The organism is Burkholderia sp. 567, from assembly GCF_040545115.1.
In the GTDB taxonomy this organism is placed as follows: Bacteria; Pseudomonadota; Gammaproteobacteria; order Burkholderiales; family Burkholderiaceae; genus Burkholderia; species Burkholderia ambifaria.
In genome coordinates this window covers 299,830-316,021 of the sequence record NZ_JBEPLG010000006.1, presented here as the reverse complement: position 1 = coordinate 316,021, position 16,192 = coordinate 299,830, and the positions used below count along the sequence as shown (strand labels likewise).

Genomic DNA, 16,192 nt, shown 5'->3' with positions numbered 1-16,192 from the left:
CGGGAAACCGATTGCCGACGCGCCCGGTAAATTCGCGCTCCGGCTCCAAACGGGCAAGCAACGCGCCGATTCGGCACCTAGAATGTGAGCAGGGCCGTATGCCCTGCGCTCACCGGTTGTCTTCTTCCCCCGATCGCCCGCGACCATGAACATTCGCCCGCCGCACTTCACCCGCCCCGCGCTGGGCGCACTTTGCGTCGCCGCGCTCGCGACACTGGCGGGCTGCAACGGCGAGGCCTGCTTCGGCGTCGATGCCTGCTTCAACGACAACAACACGCAGACCGTCGCGCTGTCCGGCACGGCCGCCACCGGCGGCGCGCTCGCGAGCGCATCGGTGACGGTGAGTTGCGCGCGGGGCTCGGCGACGACGCTGACCGACGGCGGCGGCAACTACCGCGTGACCGTCAACGCCGTGCTGCCGTGCGTGATCAGCGTCGCGTCGGGCGGCACGAGCCTGCACTCGCTCGCGTATGCGGGCGGCACCTTCAACACGACGCCCGAAACCGAGCTGATGCTCGTCTATCTCGCCGCGCAGTTGGGCACGAACACGGCCGGGCTGATCGGCAATTTCCAGGGAAGTCGGCACTTCCAGCAGGCGATGGGCGATCCGGGCACCGTGCAGGCCGCGCAGTCGGCCGTCGTGACGAATCTCCAGCAGCGCTACTCGGTCACGCTCGCGACGCCGGCGTTTCTGACCACGCCGTTCGTGGTCGGGCAACCGGGCGTCGACGCAGACCTTGGGACACTGGCCAAGGCCGGCGCGATCGATTCGAATGGCATGCCGGATCCGGTTGCCGTTTCGCTGTTGACGCAGGCCGGCGCCGCGCATCCGCTATAAACGCAAAGCTCCTGCGCGGTACCGGTTGATTCGGCTTACGCCGCCTCCCCGCTTCCGCAAGCGACGCTCGCGGCCTGCTGCTGCGTCAGGTAGCGCAGCAGCTTCGTCACCATCCACACGACGATGAACGACAGCGCGACGAAGAACACCGCGAGCGGCGTCAGCACCTGCACCGACACGAAGCCGGCCAGCCCCATCATCGCGGACGACACGAGCAGCAGCGCGCACCCGAGGATCGCGCTCGTCAGCCCCGCGATATGCGGAAACAGCGAATTGCCCTTCGCCATCAGCGTCGGATACATCGCGCCCGCGCAGAGGCCCATCACGAGCACAGGCGTCGCGAGCGTCCACACGCGCAGGCCGACGGTCAGCGCCAGCACGAGCATCACGACCGCCGCGACCGCCATCACGCGCGCGCCGATGCGCAGCCGCTGCTCGGCGCTCGGCAGCCCGCGCCCGTGAATCCGGTTCGACAGCCCGCCGAGGAAATACATCAGCCCGATCCCGAGCGCCAGATAGCCGAAGAAGGTCGGCGGCTTGTGCAGCGTGGTCTGCACCATGAACGGCCCGACGATGTTGAACACCAGCAGGATGCTGTAGCACAGCCCCTGCGCGAGGAAGCAGCTCTGGAACACCGGGCTCGCGAGCACCTTGCCCGCGTTCGCGATCAGCGTGCGCGGCTCGAGATGGACCGGTTTCGGCAAGGTTTCCCGGTAATGCCACCACAGCGCCCACATCACCAGCGAATACACCAGCAGGAACACGAGGCACGCGCGCCAGCCGAACCATTCCTGCAGGTGCGCGCCGATCACCGGCGCGATGATCGGCGCGAGCCCCCACGCGATCGACATGTAGGTGAACGCATGCATCAGCGCCTGGCCCGAGAACGAATCGGTGATGATTGCCTTCGCAAGCAGGTTCGTGGTCGCGATCCCGAAGCCCTGCAGGCAGCGCGCCAGTATGAACGTCTCCAGGTTCGGCGCGCCGAGCGACAGCAGGCAGCCGATCGTGTAGATGACGAGCCCGAACGCGAGCACGCGCTTGCGTCCGTATGCATCGGCCACCGGGCCGAAGATCAGCTGGCCGAGCGCATAGGCGGCCATGTAGCCGGACACGCTCGACTGGATCGCCTGCGGCGTGGTCGCGAACGAGCGCGCCATGTCGGGCAGCGCGGGCACGTAGATGTCGATCGCGAGCTGGCCGGCGGACGAGAACAGGCAAATCAGAAACAGCAGGAAGCGCGGCGGGTTCGATTCGCGCGCGGGAGTGAGCGAGGCGTTCATGAGAACCGGGAAGGATTTCGACAGCGGGGACACGCGCCCGCTTGTTCGAATCTCGAACAGCGGTGCGCGGCGAAGCGAAGCGCGTATTGTGCCTGTTGTGGCGCGACGCGACGGCAATACCATGGCGGGCGCGAGGTTGAAATGCCGATTGCGGCATATCTCGAAACGCGCAAAACGGGCTGTTCACGGGCGTCGGCGAATCGCCGAGCGCCCCACCCAGCCCTCGCTCCGCGGTCCCGCCCCGGTTTTTAAGTCAGATTTAAGCCGGCGCTCGCATAGTCCTTCGTGGCTCAGTCCGTGAGCCGCACGATTCGTGCATTATTGATTCGATCAGTCTCGTTTGATGGAGATCCGAACATGCGATTCCGTTCGTATATGGCGGCGGGCACGCTGGCGTTGATGCCCGTGCTCGCCCTGGCCGGGCAGGCCGACGCCGCTCCGGCAGCACAACCGATGTTCGTCAATGTCAATGGGCAGGCCGTGCCCGTGAAAACCGATACGCGCGTCGTCCAGACTGCCGTCGGCCCGATGCAGGTCCGCACGTGGAGCTGGCACAGCCCGCATGGCGGTGCGAGCTTCGAGATGCAGACGTCGTCGTCGGGCAGCATGCCGCCCGCGGCCGCATTGCGGCAGATGCAGGTCGCGCAGTATCAGATGCAGGCGGCCCAGGCGCAGATGGTCGCCATGCAGCAGATGATGGCGCTGCAGCACGTCGCGCTCGCCAACGCGTTCGCGATGCCGATGCCGCAACCGGTCGGATTCGCGATGCCGATGTGGGCCATGCCGCAACCGGTCGTCGTGATCGTGCCGGCGCAGCCGTCCACGCGTGCGCCGGCACCGTCGGCTCCGGCCCGGCCGGCCGCACGCGGGCCGGAAATCAAGGCCTGACGCCCGGTTCCGTCGCGCGAGCGACCGGGCCGAAAACCGAAACCGCCGGCATGTGCCGGCGGTTTTTTCATTTGTGGCGCCGGACGTTCGCCCGCGCCGCCGCGATCGCGCCGCCTGCCCCGACACTCGGTGCTTTCCACCGATTGACACACCGCCCCGCCTTCACCCTATACTCCGCGAAGCGCCAATATATTGTTGAACAATCCAGCATGAACATTGACGCGTGAGCGGCCACCACAAAGGGCTACGGCCGGATCGCCGCACCTGACAACCTTCCCCGAGAGTACCGCGTCATGTCGAACTATCCCGCCGCCTACCAGGTCACCAAGGGTTCCGTCCTGAATGTCGACAAAGCCTTTTATTCCGCGATCGCCCGGCGTCACGACGCGCGCGAACGGATCGCGTCGCACGTCGTGCCGATCCGCAGCGGCTTCGCGTGGACGGTGCCGGCCGGTCACGTGTTCCGGATCGTCACGCTCGAAGGCCCGCAAGTCGCCGACTTCAACATGTGGAACCTGCACAATCCGCGCGAACGCATGTGGGCATCGCGCACGCGCCAGTTGCAGGCCGCGCACGTGACGACGTTCGACCGGCTCTGGTCGACCTTGCCGTACCTCCGTCCGATGGTCACGATCACCGACGACACACTCGCGGGCTACGGCGTCGACGGCGACGGTGGCCGCGTGCACGACCTGCTCGGCACGCGCTGCGACCCGTACGTGAACAAGCTGCTGACCGGCGAGGATTTTCATTTCCACTGTCATTCGAACCTCGTGCGCGCGGTCGCACCGTACGGGCTGACCGAATTCGACGTACACGACGTGCTCAACGTATTCCAGTGCACGGGCCTGAACGACGACGACAAGTACTTCATGAAGGCCTGCCCCGCGCAGCCGGGCGACTACCTCGAATTCTTCGCGGAAATCGACGTGCTGTGCGCGATGTCGACGTGTCCGGGTGGCGACCTGTCCGTCCCGATGTGGGGGCCCGACGCACGCGACCCGATCGACGTGTGCCGGCCGCTCGGCGTCGAGGTGTACCGGCTCGACCCGAGCCTGCTCGAAGGCTGGACGTCGCCGCCCGTCGCGCCGTACCGCGGTCTCCACGGGATGCAGCCGCCGCAGGCCGATTGGCAGCACGACAAGACGGCGTAACGACGCCCATAGCCCGTAGAATGGCGAAACGCCGCCGGCCGGCCACGCCGGCGGCGCACGATCAGGCGAGGAGAGAACGAAAGGAATGGCAAGCGAAAAAGCGCGAGGACAGTCGGTCGCCGACCGGATCAGCCATCAACTGCGCGAACACATCATCAGCGGCAAGCTGCCGCCCGGCACCGCGCTGATCGAGATGGACCTCGCGGCCGAATACGACACGTCGCGCAACTCGCTTCGCGAAGTCCTGCATCAGCTCGGCCGTGAAGGGCTCGTGACGTTCGTGCGGCACAAGGGCGTGGTCGTGCGCACGCTGAATCGCCAGGACGTGCGCGATCTCTACGTCGCGCGCCGCACGCTCGAACTGCATGCGTTGAACACGGCGGAACTCGCGCAGCCGGCATTGCTCGAGAAAATGCAGAGCGCGATTCGCGCGGCCGAACGCGAGCTCGCCAAGGAAAACTGGCAGGCCGTCGGCACGCACAGCCTGCGATTCCACCAGCACATCGTCGCGCTACAGAAGTCGGCGCTGCTCGACGAGTTCTTCCGCACCATCTCGGCACAGCTGCGCCTCGTCTTCGCCGCCGATCCCGACGAGAAGCGCGTGCAAACGCCCGACTGGATCCAGCGCGAATACCAGATCTACGACCTGCTCACGCAGAACCGTCGCAACGAAGCCGTTACCGCGCTCGCGCGCTATCTCGACGATTCCGAGCGAATGCTCGTCGACGCGATCAAGCGCAGCCACCGCGAGGCGGCCTGAACCCGAACACGGTGCCCCTATCGCGCCGCATGATGCGGCGCGCAACGGCCCGTCACGCTTGCTGTTCCGTCGGCAGCGCATAACTGCCGTCTTCCCGATGTGTCTCGAGCCCCGTCAACGGCGGGTTGAACACGCACACGAGATGCAGGTCGCCGCGCGTCGCGCGCAGGATATGCGGATCGTTCAGGTTCAGCGCATAGATCGTGCCGGGCGTGATCCGGTGCACGTCGCCGGTGGCCGTATCGACGACTTCCCCTTCCCCGGCCACGCAGTAATTGGTCTCGAAGTGATTCTTGTAGTGCAGATGCAGTTCCGCGCCTTCATGCACACGCGTCTCGTGGACGGAATAGCCGACGCCGTCCTGCTTCACGATCATGCGCTTGCTGTCCCAGCCCGGGCCTCGCGCGTGGCGTTCGGTATTGGCGATATCGGTCGACTTCACGACGATCATAAGCACCTCTGATTAGTAACGAGTAATGGTGAAAATGGCAAGGCGATCCCTGCCGCGGGAAACCTGTCATGTGGAATCGGTCAGCGCGCGCTCGACCATCGCCGCGACATCGAGCAGCCGCGCGTCTTCGTGTCGACGCCCGGTGATCAGCAAGCCGACGGGTTGCCGGTTGCGCAGGTCGCCCGGCACGCTGATGCTCGGCAGGTCGAGCCGGTTCGCGAACTCGGTCAGCCGGAACGCACGCGCGTTCTGCTCGAGGTACGCGGCTTCGTCAGCCAGGTCGGCCACGCGCGGCGGCAGCATCGGCACCGTGGGCGTCAGCACCGCATCCGCGTCGCCGAGTTCGGTGTGGTACGTGTCGGCCAGTGCAGTCAGACGCAGCAGCGCCGCCGCGTAATCGTGCGCGCGCACCTGCTCGCCCGCGGCGATGCGCGCGCCGACCAGCGGATCGTAACGGTCCGCCGCCATCGCCAGCCGAGCACGATGCAGCATGAACGCCTCAGCCGCGATGATGCCGCCCGCGCGGGCGACCGCGCCGGCCTCGGCCACGCAATCGAGCCGCGTGCGCCGGATGCGCGCGCCGTGCGCGGACAGTCGCGACAGCCACGCGTCGAATGCGTGTGCCACGACCGGATCCACGTCGTCGGTGGCGAATGGTTCGGGTACGACGAACTGCAGATCGCGGATCGTCGCCGGTCGTCGCCGCCGCGCATCGCGGCCATGCAACACAACGTCGGCCTGCCGGCAAAGCTCGACCGTCGCGGCCAGCAGGCCCGGCACGTCGAAGCTGGTCGACAGGAACTGCATGCCGTCGCTTGCATAGCGCCCACGCGACGGCTTGAATCCGGTCACCCCGCAGAATGCGGCCGGAATGCGCGCCGACCCGCTCGTATCGGAACCCAGCGACAGGTCGGCCGCGCCGAGCGCCACCGACACCGCCGCGCCCGAACTCGATCCGCCGGCCACCCGCTGGCGCCGCGCATCGAGCGGTGTCGTCGGCGTACCGTACGCACGATTCACGCCGAGCGCGCCATACGCGAACTCGGTCATGGCCGTCTGCGCGACCAGCACCGCGCCGGCCCGGCGCAGCATCGACACCATCGCGGCGTCGGTGCGTGCCGGCGGCTCATCGGCCAGCACACGCGAGCCTGCATGCGTGACCCAGCCTTCGCAATCGAAACAGGCCTTTACCGTCAGCACGGCGCCGGCCAGCGGCGCATCGACCGCACCGCCGCGCAGCGCTGCATCCCATGCACGCGCGTCGGCAAGCGCGGCGGCGTCGCGCCGCGCGAGCCACGCGGTTCCGATGTCGCCGGGACACGCATCGGCACGTGCGAGACACGCACTCAAGCGCTCCGCACACGAGCGTGCGTTCGTGTCGCCCAGCCGAAAGCTCGTCGGGTCCATTCGTGCTCCCGTCCAGTCGTTCATCATGCGATGTGTACGTGTTTCAGAAAATCCTTCACGCGCGCGTCGCCGCTGCCGCGAATCCGCTCCGGCGGCACGTCGTACAGGATGCGCCCGCTTTCCATGAACACGATCCGGTCGGAGACCTTGAACGCGAAGTTCATTTCATGGGTCACGATGATCATCGTCATCCCTTCCTTCGCCAGCGTCTCGACGACCTTCAATACTTCGCCGACGAGCTCGGGATCGAGCGCCGACGTCGGCTCGTCGAACAGCATGATCGACGGCCGCGTCGCGAGTGCGCGCGCGATCGCGACACGCTGCTGCTGGCCGCCGGAAAGCTGGTGCGGATACTTGTTCGCATGTTCGAGCATCCCGACCTTCGAGAGCAGCGACAGCGCCTGCAGCCGGATCGCCGCCGCATCGGCCTGCCGGTGATAGCACGGCGCCATCATCACGTTCTGCAGCGCGGTGCGGTGGGGGAACAGGTTGAAGCTCTGGAACACCATGCCGATATCGAGGATGCGCTCGTGCGACACGCGCGGCGGATGCGAACCCGACGCGCGGATGAACGGCTCGCCGTACAGGTCGATCTCGCCCGCGTTCACCGGCGCGAGCCCGTTGATGGTGCGGATCAGCGACGTCTTGCCCGAGCCGGACGGGCCGATGATCGACACGACCTGCCCCGGCACGACGTCGAGATGAATGTCCTTCAACACTTCGTGGCGGCCGTAGCGCTGCTGCACGCCTTTCACGCGAAGCGCGAATTCGGCGTTCGCCCGCTGCCTCGGCGCGACGGCCGGCGCCGACGGCGGCAGCGCGAGATCGATGTCGTCGGCCTGGACGGGCGTGCGCCGACTGACGTCGAGGTGCCGCTCGAGATAGCCGAGCAGCCGGCTGAACACGGTCACGATCAACACGTAGTAGAACGCCACGGCCAGCATCGTTTCGAACACGAGGAAATTCTGCGTGTACAGCCGCTGCCCGACGAGCAGGATCTCGGCCAGCGAAATCACCGACACCAGCGACGTGAGCTTCACGATCGTGATGAACTCGTTCGCGAGCGCGGGCAGCGCGATGCGGATCGCCTGCGGCATCACGATCAACCGCTGGATGCCGGCGAAGCGGATGCCCAGCGCTCGGCCGGCCTCGAGCTGCCCGCGCGGCACCGACAGGATCCCGCCGCGATGGATTTCCGCGAAATACGCGGTCTCGCTCAGCACCATCGCGATCAGCCCGGCCGTGAACGGATCGGACAGCACCGCGCTGGTCGCGGGAAAGACCTGCGGCAGGTTGTAGATGAAGACCAGCAGCACGAGCAGCGGCAGGCTGCGGAAGAACCAGATGTAGACGGCCGCCGCGCGCTTCAGCAGCGGCCGGTGCGACTGTCTCGCGAGCGCCACCGGAAACCCGAGCACCACGCCGAGCAGCCATGCGACGACGCTGAGTTCGACGACCACGACGCAGGCGCGCCAGAAATCCTGGTCCCACAAGAGCTGAAACGCATAGTGCCAATCGAACTGCATCGATGACTCCTCAACCGCGGATGGAGATGCGGCCGCGCGGTGCGCGCGGTGGTCGGGTCGTGCTTGCTACAGGCTTGCTGCGTGCCTACTTCGCAGTACCGAGCGCATTGGCGACGTCGGCGGCCGTCGGCTCCTGCAATCCGTATTTCTTCACGAGGCTGCCGTACTCGCCGCTGCGCTTCGCATCGTTCAATGCGCCTTGGAGCGCACCCTGCAGGCCGCCATCGCCCTTCGTCATGCCGAGGCCGATGACGATCGGATACAACAGCGTCGTCGAACTGATGTCGACACGTCCGTTCGTCTGTTTCGGAATCCCCTGCGCGACGGCCGCGTCCTCGATCTGGACATCGACCGCCTTCGACATCAACGCCGACGTCGCTTCCGGCGACGTCGGGAACTCGAGGATCGCGATCTCGCCGTGCCCGGCCGCCTTGCACCTGTCCTGCGACACCGCACGCAGCTTCGGCGTCCACGACGCACCCTTGATCGACCCAACCCGCTTGCCGCACAGGTCCTGCGGCGTCTTCGGCAGGAACGCGCTGCCCTTCGCGACGAGCAGCGATGCGCCCGTCTTCAGGTACGGCACGAAATCGACCTGCTTCACGCGATCGGGCGTCACGTACAGCGCGGAGGCGACGACGTCGAAGCGGCGCGCCTTCATTCCGAGGATCAGGTCCGGAAACCGCGTATCGAGGAACACCGGCTCCAGCTTCAGGTGACGTGCGAGCAGCCGCGCGAACTCGGCGTCGAAGCCGGCGGGCTTGCCGGCTTCCAGGTAAGCGTAAGGCGGATACGTGAGGTCGGAGCCCACCAGCAAGGTGCCGGGCCGCACCGTCTGCAGCGGCGCCGCGGCCGCGAGCGAGCACGCGAACGCAAGCGGCACGAGCGCGCCGCGGAGGAAATGTCGAAGCGGGAAACGGGCGGACATGGCGAAGCTCCTGGGTTATTCGGCTCCCGCGCTGAAACGTCGCAACGCCTCCCGCGGGCCGCCCTATGCGGCTTTCCGGGATTTTCCGCCGAAAATTGTTGAACAATTTCGGCCGATTCTGACCAGTTCAAATTGAAATCTGAATTCGGGTTTACGCGGCAGACGACATCACCGGACGCGAGTCGGCACGCGCACGCGCACCACGCGTCGGCACGAGCATGCGTTGGGGGAAGGAGGGAAAAGACCGGTGGAGACGGGCCCCCGGATCGAGGCCCTTTGAAATGCGGCACGGCCCGCGCGACGCGTGCGGCGAGGGATCAGAGGACGGGTTTCAGCATCCGGCGCGATGCGCACGGACCCCACTACGGCCGCAGAATGCGCGCCGCGACGCCGGCCCGCAGGCCGGACAGATTCGATCGTGCAGGGCCGAGCACGCTACGTGTCGGCCCGCACGCTAACTCGACGTTCTGCTCAGTACTGGGCCTGATCCGTCGGATTCCTGAACAGCTGCTTCATCTCGGGCGACAGCGGATAGTTGAGGCTCACGCCCTTCGGCGGAATCGGCTGCATGAACCACTGGTCGTAGAGCTTCTCGGCCGCGCCGGAAGTCTGCAGCTTCGCGATCACGCCGTCGACCACGTGCTTGAACGCAGGATCGTCCTTGCGCATCATGCATGCGTAGTTTTCATGGACGAGCGGCGTGCCCGCCACGGTGTACGCGCCCGGGTTGCGGTCCTTCGCGATCTCGCCGTACAGCAGCGGCTCATCCATCACGAACGCGACCGCGCGCCCCGTCGTGACGTTCATGAACGCTTCGGCGTGGTCCTTCGCGCTGATGATCGTCATGTTCATCCCCTTCTCCTCGTTGAGCTTGCGCAGCAGGCGCTCGTCCGACGTGCCGGCCGTCGTCGCGACCGTCTTGCCGGCCAGGTCCGCGAAGTCCTTCACGCCCGAATCCTTGCGCGTGCTGAAGCGGATCCCGTACAAGAAGATGCTGTTCGAGAACGCGGCCTGCTTCTGCCGCTCGAGCGTATTGGTCGTCGACCCGCACTCGAAGTCGATCGTGCCGTTCTGCAGCAGCGGAATCCGGTTCTGCGACGTGATCGGGATTTCCTTCACCGTCAGGTTCGGCGCCTTCAGCTCCGCCTTGAGCGCGTCGATGATGCGCGCCGCGATGTCGCGCGAGTAGCCGATGTTCTTCTGCTGGTTGTCCGAATACGAGAACGGCACCGACGATTCGCGGATACCCAGCGACACGATGCCCGTGTCCTTGATCTTCTTCAGCGTGCCGGTGAGCGCCTGCGCGTGCGCGGTGCCTGCCAGTGCGCAGGTCAGCGCGACGGCCAGCCAACGGAAGCGGCGATCCATGCTTTTCTCCTGACGAAACGTTGATCGAATCGCGATCGTACGCCCGACAAAATTCGCGTCGCATCAGGGAAAGCCTAAGGAGCCGGCGCCCGCGGCAGCTGCATTTGCCGTGGCGCGCAAACGCGCGTCGCTCTGCGCTCGCGCCCGATCGGCGGCATTCGGTCGCGTCCTGCCTGCCGGCTTATGGCCATCCGACCCGCAATATTGCTGCAACGCAACATCGCAATCGTTTGCGGTTATCTCATTTTTTCTCCTACAACGACTCAAGAAGCGCCCGCAGTAGCCGTTACCCAATCCATGGCGCGTCGCAGCAACCTCGCGGCAGACGTCAGACAAAAACGACATTGTCCGGTGTTCCTCCGGACCAGGTACGACCGCCGGCACGACGGTTATCTACGAGGATCGCTTCACCATGAGAGCCACACGTTTCAATATCGCGCTGGCCCGCTCCGCTCACGCGCGCATGCTTGCCGGCATGCTCTCCGCCGCGGCCCTGCTTCCCCTCGCCGGCTGCGGCGGCGGTGGCGGCGACGGCAGCAAACCGTCTTCGTCCAATGAAGCCCCGGCCCCCGCGCCGTCGCCCGCTCCGACGCCGACGCCCGCACCTCCGACGACCCCGCCCGCCCCCAGCGGCGGCAACGCGTGCACGACGCAGCAGGCCGCCGCGCAGATGGCCGCCCAGACCACCGCACCGGCCGAGCCGCCGGTCGATCACCTGATCGTGAAGCTGAAGACGTTGACGGCAACGCGCGCGATGGCGGCCGTTGACACCGGCACGCGGCTCGACGCGGTGATCCAGCGCTCGGTCACGCGCTGGTCGGCGCCGACGGCGACGGGCGCCGCCCGTGCGTATGCCGCCGTGACGGCGTCGCAGGCACCGCTGAACGTGCAGGTCGAGCGGACGCTCTCGGATGGCGCGGCCGTGCTGTCGATCGGCCAGCGTATCGCGTCCGGCGACGCGGCGGCGCTCGCGCAGGCATTCGCGGCCGACGGCGACGTCGACTACGCGGAACCCGATCATCCGATGCGAATCCGCGACACGCCGAGCGACCCCTCATACAGCCAGCAGTGGTATCTGTCCGATGCGAGCGTCGGCATCAACACGCCGCCCGCGTGGACTCGCACCAAGGGTTCGCCGACGGTCGTCACCGCCGTGCTCGACACCGGCTACCGCCCGCACCCCGACCTCGTCGGCAACCTGCTGCCGGGCTACAACTTCATCTCGAACATCAACACGAGCAACAACGGCCAGACGCGCGGCACCGATGCGACCGATCCGGGCGACTGGGTCACGCAACAGGAACTCGACGATGTCAACGGCCCGTACTATCACTGCGCAAGCGAACCGAGCACCAGCAGCTGGCACGGCACACGCGTGATGGGCGTGATCGGCGCGAACGCCAACAACGGCATCGGCGTCGCCGGCGTGTCGTGGCTGGGCCGGATCCTGCCGGTGCGCGTGCTCGGCAAGTGCGGCGGCAAGACGAGCGACATCGCCGACGCGATGCGCTGGGCGGCCGGCATTCCGGTCGCCGGCGTGGCGACCAACCCGAATCCCGCGAAGGTCATCAACCTGAGCCTGGGCGGTATCGGCGCGTGCAGCGCGACGTTCCAGCAGGCAATCGACGACGTGAACGCGAAGGGCGTGACCGTCGTCGTCGCCGCCGGCAACGACGGCCTGTCGACCGCGTTCGACCAGCCCGCGAACTGCCGCGGCGTGATCAGCGTCGGCGCGACCGACGCGACCGGCCGCCGCGCATCGTTCAGCAACTTCGGTTCCGACGTCGCGCTGAGCGCACCGGGCGTCAGCATCCTGTCGACGGCCAACGGCGGCACGACGACGCCGGGCGCGGACACGTACGGCACCGCGAGCGGCACGAGTCTCGCGACGCCGCAGGTATCGGGCATCGTCGGGCTCATGTTGTCGATGAACGGTAACCTCACGCCCGCGCAGATCCAGCAGAAGCTGCAAGGCGGCGCGCGTGCGGCGATGCTGCCGGCCAGCACGTCGTGCACCGCGCTGCCGGCGGGCGCCGGCATCGCCGATGCAGGCGCCGCCGTCATGGCTGCGATCCAGTAAGCCGCACGCTGCGTCGACGCGACCGCGCGCATGCATTGCCATGCGCGCGGTTTTTTCATGCGCGCAGCCGATCTCGTCGCGCCAAGTCGCGCTAACGTTCTGCAAGAATTGCCGGAAAATAAAGGGCGGAAAAAAGGTTGACGCTTCGCACGACGAGCCATTACCATCGCCCCGTCTGATTACATGGAGTGTTCTGTGAACACCGATGCGAGTTGTAGTTGGTCCTCGACCAACTTGACTGCTGCCTGAGGAAACCGCGCAGAGCCTCGTCTTCTGCCGCATCCCGGGAAGCAGGATGCGGCGCCCTTCCGGCCTGATTACCGGCCAGAATCCCCCGCCAAATTTTTCGATCGCCGAATGCCCGCGCTGCGTAACCGTACGCTGCCGCGCGTGTGTTCGTGCTGCGTGCAGCCCGAGCTGCGCGCGTGTTCCGTTCGCGTGCCATTGCGCCGCGCGCCTTCGTGCGTGCGCGGCTGCCGATCGCCCGTGCCCGCTACCCGCAACCGACAGGAGTGCAGATGAACTCGGACGACAGTAGTCGATTATCGCTCGCCGGTGCGCCGCTGCGCATCGATCCTCCGACCGCAACACTCCGCGCGCCGGCGAGCGTTCCCCTCTTTACTGATCCACACCCGATCGCGCCTGACGCGACGCGGCGGGGAGCGCTCGTGCGTCGATAACGTCACGGTCGCTCCCCGCCCGCCGCCTCGTGCGCAAGGAGCGACCCATGACACAACGCAAAACCACGCAAAAGAAACAGCGCGGCTTCATTAACGCCGGCCCTCGTCAGCAGAACGAACCGCGCGTCATGCGCGCCGCGCAGGAAGCGGCCCGCCCGCTCGAAGAAACCTTCAAGTCGCTGCGCACCAGCACGCGCGGCCTGACCTACGACCAGGCCGCCGATCGTCTTCAGCATCACGGTCCGAACGAAATCGCGCACGACAAGCCGCCGCACTGGACCCGCCAGCTGCTGCACGCATTCCACAATCCGTTCGTCTATGTGTTGCTGGTGCTGGCCGCGATCAGCTTCTGCACCGACGTCTACTTCGCGGCGCCCGGCGAGCGCGACTACGTCGGCATGACGATCCTGCTGACGATGGTCACGATCAGCGCGCTGCTGCGCTTCGTGCAGGAATTCCGTTCGCTGCGGGCGGCCGAAAAGCTCAAGGCGATGGTGCGCACGACGGCGACCGTGCAGCGCGCGGTGACCGACACGTCCGAGCCGGCGCGCCGCGAGGTGCCGATGCGCGAAGTGGTGGTCGGCGACATCGTGCACCTGTCGGCCGGCGACATGATTCCCGCCGACGTGCGCCTGCTCGCGTCGCGCGACCTGTTCATCAGCCAGGCCGTGCTGACCGGCGAAGCGCTGCCGGTCGAGAAGTACGACACGCTCGGCGCGGTCGCCGGCAAGTCGGCGAACATGGGCATGGCGGGCATGGCCGGCACGCCGGGCGCGGCGAACGACGCGTCGACGTCGCTGCTCGATCTCGAAAATGTGTGCTTCATGGGCACCAACGTGGTAAGCGGCACCGCGACGGCCGTCGTCGTCGCGACCGGCGAGGACACCTACTTCGGTTCGCTCGCGCGCAACGTCGTGAGCCACAAGCGGATCGAGACGAGCTTCGATCGCGGCGTCGCGAGCGTGAGCTGGCTGCTGATCAAGTTCATGTTCGTGATGGTGCCGATCGTGTTCATGATCAACGGCCTGACTAAGGGCGACTGGCTGAGCGCGCTCACGTTCGCGCTCGCGGTGGCCGTCGGCCTCACGCCCGAGATGCTGCCGATGATCGTCAGCGCGAACCTCGCGCGCGGCGCGATCGCGATGGCGCGTCGCAAGGTCGTCGTGAAGCGGCTGAACTCCGTGCAGAACTTCGGCGCGATGGACGTGCTGTGCACCGACAAGACCGGCACGCTCACGCAGGACAAGATCATCCTCGAACACCATCTCGATCTGTCCGGCCACAAGAACGAGGACATCCTGCGGCTCGGCTGGCTGAACAGCTTCCATCAGAGCGGCCAGAAGAACCTGATCGACATCGCCGTGGTCGCGCGCGCCGACGAGATCGGCGAGCGCGTGAAGCCGCAAGGCTACAAGAAGATCGACGAGCTGCCGTTCGATTTCGTGCGCCGCCGCCTGTCGGTCGTCGTCGAGGACACGCACGGCACGCACCAGCTGATCTGCAAGGGTGCGGTCGAGGAAATGCTCGCGGTGTCGACCCATGTGCAGGACGAGGACGGCGTGCGACCGCTCGACTTCGTCGCGCGCAAGCGGCTGCTCGAACAGGCGAACGCGTACAACGAGGATGGCTTCCGCGTGCTGGTGCTCGCGACGCGCATGATTCCGCGCGGCGACGAACGCGAGCAGTACCGCACCGCCGACGAGCGCGACCTCGTCGTGCGCGGCTTCCTGACCTTCCTCGATCCGCCGAAGGAATCGGCCGCGCCGGCGCTCGCCGCGCTGCGCGAGAACGGTGTGTCGGTGAAGGTGCTGACGGGCGACAACCCGACCGTCACGATGAAGGTCTGCCGCCAGGTCGGCCTCCAGCCGGGCAAGCCGGTGCTCGGCGCCGAAATCGAGGCGCTCGACGACGCGACGCTCACGCAGGTCGTCGAACGCACGACGGTGTTCGCGAAGCTCACGCCGCTGCAGAAGGCGCGCATCGTGAAGGCACTGCAGGCGAACGGCCACACGGTCGGCTTCCTCGGCGACGGCATCAACGACGCGCCCGCACTGCGCGACGCCGACGTCGGCATTTCGGTCGACAGCGGCGCCGACATCGCGAAGGAAACCGCCGACATCATCCTGCTCGAAAAGAGCCTGATGGTGCTCGAGGAAGGCGTGATCAAGGGCCGCGAGACGTTCGGCAACATCCTGAAGTACCTGAACATGACCGCCAGCTCGAACTTCGGCAACGTGTTCTCGGTGCTCGTCGCCAGCGCGTTCCTGCCATGGGAGCCGATGCTCGCGACCCAGCTGCTGGTGCTGAACCTGATCTACGACACGTCGCAGATGCTGCTGCCGTGGGACCGGATGGATCCGGAGTTCCTGAAGAAGCCGCGCAAGTGGGAAGCCGGCAACATCGGCCGCTTCATGCTGTGGGTCGGGCCGACGTCGTCGGTGTTCGACATCACGACGTACATCCTGATGTGGACCGTGTTCGGCGCGGGTGCGATGTATCACCTGAACGGCGGCACGGGCGGCCAGGTCGTGATGAACTCGGGCTGGTTCATCGAGAGCCTCGTGTCGCAGACGCTCGTCGTGCATCTGCTGCGCACGCAGAAGATCCCGTTCCTGCAGAGCACGGCCGCACTGCCGGTGCTGCTGTCGACCTTCACCGCGATCGCCATCGGCTGCTGGCTGCCGTTCTCGCCGTTCGCGGATTCGCTCGGCTTCATGCACCTGCCGGGCACCTACTGGCTGTGGCTCGCGGCGACGATGGTCGGCTACATCCTGCTCGCGCAGATCGTCAAGACGATCTATGTGCGTCGCTACAAGCAGTGGTTCTGAT

13 protein-coding genes are annotated in these 16,192 nt (G+C 66.6%); 7 read left to right on the top strand and 6 right to left on the bottom strand.

The genetic code is table 11. The annotated features are described in order from the left end of the window. Positions 1–145 precede the first annotated feature (145 nt). Positions 146–838 carry a hypothetical protein gene (locus tag ABIC50_RS19570; RefSeq protein WP_354166282.1) on the top strand — a complete coding sequence of 231 codons (693 nt, stop codon included), beginning with the start codon at positions 146–148 and terminating at the stop codon, positions 836–838. A 35-nt stretch (positions 839–873) separates the two neighbouring features. On the opposite strand, the gene ABIC50_RS19565 is transcribed toward ABIC50_RS19570, so the two are convergent. After that, the gene (locus tag ABIC50_RS19565) at positions 874–2,121 is read right to left on the bottom strand and encodes a multidrug effflux MFS transporter (protein WP_354166280.1); all 1,248 of its coding nucleotides are present in this window, start codon (positions 2,119–2,121) and stop codon (positions 874–876) included. Positions 2,122–2,478: 357 nt separating this feature from the next. Between ABIC50_RS19565 and ABIC50_RS19560 the strand changes: the two genes are divergently transcribed. From ABIC50_RS19560 to ABIC50_RS19550, 3 genes are all read left to right on the top strand, one after another. Then, complete coding sequence (locus tag ABIC50_RS19560; RefSeq protein ID WP_354166279.1) at positions 2,479–3,009, top strand: hypothetical protein; 531 nt, start codon at positions 2,479–2,481, stop codon at positions 3,007–3,009. Between the two features lie 293 nt (positions 3,010–3,302). Next, positions 3,303–4,163: an urea carboxylase-associated family protein gene (locus ABIC50_RS19555; RefSeq protein WP_175702563.1), complete on the top strand. Its 861-nt coding sequence runs from the start codon at positions 3,303–3,305 to the stop codon at positions 4,161–4,163. 85 nt (positions 4,164–4,248) lie between these two features. Next, positions 4,249–4,923 carry a GntR family transcriptional regulator gene (locus ABIC50_RS19550; protein ID WP_354166276.1) on the top strand — a complete coding sequence of 225 codons (675 nt, stop codon included), beginning with the start codon at positions 4,249–4,251 and terminating at the stop codon, positions 4,921–4,923. Between the two features lie 52 nt (positions 4,924–4,975). On the opposite strand, the gene ABIC50_RS19545 is transcribed toward ABIC50_RS19550, so the two are convergent. The 4 genes from ABIC50_RS19545 to ABIC50_RS19530 all read right to left on the bottom strand — a co-directional run bounded on the left by ABIC50_RS19545 (position 4,976) and on the right by ABIC50_RS19530 (position 9,235). Continuing rightward, on the bottom strand, positions 4,976–5,374 hold the full coding sequence (locus ABIC50_RS19545) for an ectoine synthase (protein WP_175659105.1): 399 nt from the start codon (positions 5,372–5,374) through the stop codon (positions 4,976–4,978). A gap of 66 nt (positions 5,375–5,440) precedes the next feature. Then, positions 5,441–6,781: an amidase family protein gene (locus ABIC50_RS19540; protein WP_354166274.1), complete on the bottom strand. Its 1,341-nt coding sequence runs from the start codon at positions 6,779–6,781 to the stop codon at positions 5,441–5,443. Positions 6,782–6,804: 23 nt separating this feature from the next. Further along, positions 6,805–8,307, bottom strand: coding sequence for an amino acid ABC transporter permease/ATP-binding protein (locus ABIC50_RS19535; protein ID WP_354166272.1), 1,503 nt, complete (start codon positions 8,305–8,307; stop codon positions 6,805–6,807). Between the two features lie 85 nt (positions 8,308–8,392). Then, the gene (locus ABIC50_RS19530; protein WP_354166270.1) at positions 8,393–9,235 is read right to left on the bottom strand and encodes an ABC transporter substrate-binding protein; all 843 of its coding nucleotides are present in this window, start codon (positions 9,233–9,235) and stop codon (positions 8,393–8,395) included. Here ABIC50_RS19530 and ABIC50_RS19525 point away from each other — a divergent pair. Next, on the top strand, positions 9,234–9,371 hold the full coding sequence (locus ABIC50_RS19525) for a hypothetical protein (RefSeq protein ID WP_158380540.1): 138 nt from the start codon (positions 9,234–9,236) through the stop codon (positions 9,369–9,371). The genes ABIC50_RS19530 and ABIC50_RS19525 overlap by 2 nt on opposite strands. Before the next feature lie 335 nt (positions 9,372–9,706). On the opposite strand, the gene ABIC50_RS19520 is transcribed toward ABIC50_RS19525, so the two are convergent. Next, entirely contained in the window at positions 9,707–10,603 is an 897-nt protein-coding gene (locus ABIC50_RS19520; RefSeq protein WP_105831185.1) for a glutamate/aspartate ABC transporter substrate-binding protein, read from the bottom strand. Positions 10,604–11,015: 412 nt separating this feature from the next. Between ABIC50_RS19520 and ABIC50_RS19515 the strand changes: the two genes are divergently transcribed. Together ABIC50_RS19515 and mgtA are read left to right on the top strand one after the other, a co-directional pair. After that, a complete protein-coding gene (locus ABIC50_RS19515) occupies positions 11,016–12,683 on the top strand; it encodes a S8 family peptidase (RefSeq protein WP_354166269.1) in 1,668 nt (555 codons plus the stop codon). A gap of 727 nt (positions 12,684–13,410) precedes the next feature. Next, positions 13,411–16,191, top strand: coding sequence for a magnesium-translocating P-type ATPase (mgtA, locus tag ABIC50_RS19510; protein ID WP_354166267.1), 2,781 nt, complete (start codon positions 13,411–13,413; stop codon positions 16,189–16,191). Position 16,192: the final 1 nt, after the last annotated feature.

Coding starts and splice junctions, on each gene's coding strand:
- ABIC50_RS19555 (WP_175702563.1), top strand. CDS start 3,303: ATGTCGAACTATCCCGCCGCCTACCAGGTCACCAAGGGTTCCGTCCTG.
- ABIC50_RS19545 (WP_175659105.1), bottom strand. CDS start 5,374: ATGATCGTCGTGAAGTCGACCGATATCGCCAATACCGAACGCCACGCG.
- ABIC50_RS19565 (WP_354166280.1), bottom strand. CDS start 2,121: ATGAACGCCTCGCTCACTCCCGCGCGCGAATCGAACCCGCCGCGCTTC.
- ABIC50_RS19560 (WP_354166279.1), top strand. CDS start 2,479: ATGCGATTCCGTTCGTATATGGCGGCGGGCACGCTGGCGTTGATGCCC.
- ABIC50_RS19530 (WP_354166270.1), bottom strand. CDS start 9,235: ATGTCCGCCCGTTTCCCGCTTCGACATTTCCTCCGCGGCGCGCTCGTG.
- ABIC50_RS19535 (WP_354166272.1), bottom strand. CDS start 8,307: ATGCAGTTCGATTGGCACTATGCGTTTCAGCTCTTGTGGGACCAGGAT.
- ABIC50_RS19520 (WP_105831185.1), bottom strand. CDS start 10,603: ATGGATCGCCGCTTCCGTTGGCTGGCCGTCGCGCTGACCTGCGCACTG.
- mgtA (WP_354166267.1), top strand. CDS start 13,411: ATGACACAACGCAAAACCACGCAAAAGAAACAGCGCGGCTTCATTAAC.
- ABIC50_RS19550 (WP_354166276.1), top strand. CDS start 4,249: ATGGCAAGCGAAAAAGCGCGAGGACAGTCGGTCGCCGACCGGATCAGC.
- ABIC50_RS19570 (WP_354166282.1), top strand. CDS start 146: ATGAACATTCGCCCGCCGCACTTCACCCGCCCCGCGCTGGGCGCACTT.
- ABIC50_RS19525 (WP_158380540.1), top strand. CDS start 9,234: ATGGCGAAGCTCCTGGGTTATTCGGCTCCCGCGCTGAAACGTCGCAAC.
- ABIC50_RS19540 (WP_354166274.1), bottom strand. CDS start 6,781: ATGGACCCGACGAGCTTTCGGCTGGGCGACACGAACGCACGCTCGTGT.
- ABIC50_RS19515 (WP_354166269.1), top strand. CDS start 11,016: ATGAGAGCCACACGTTTCAATATCGCGCTGGCCCGCTCCGCTCACGCG.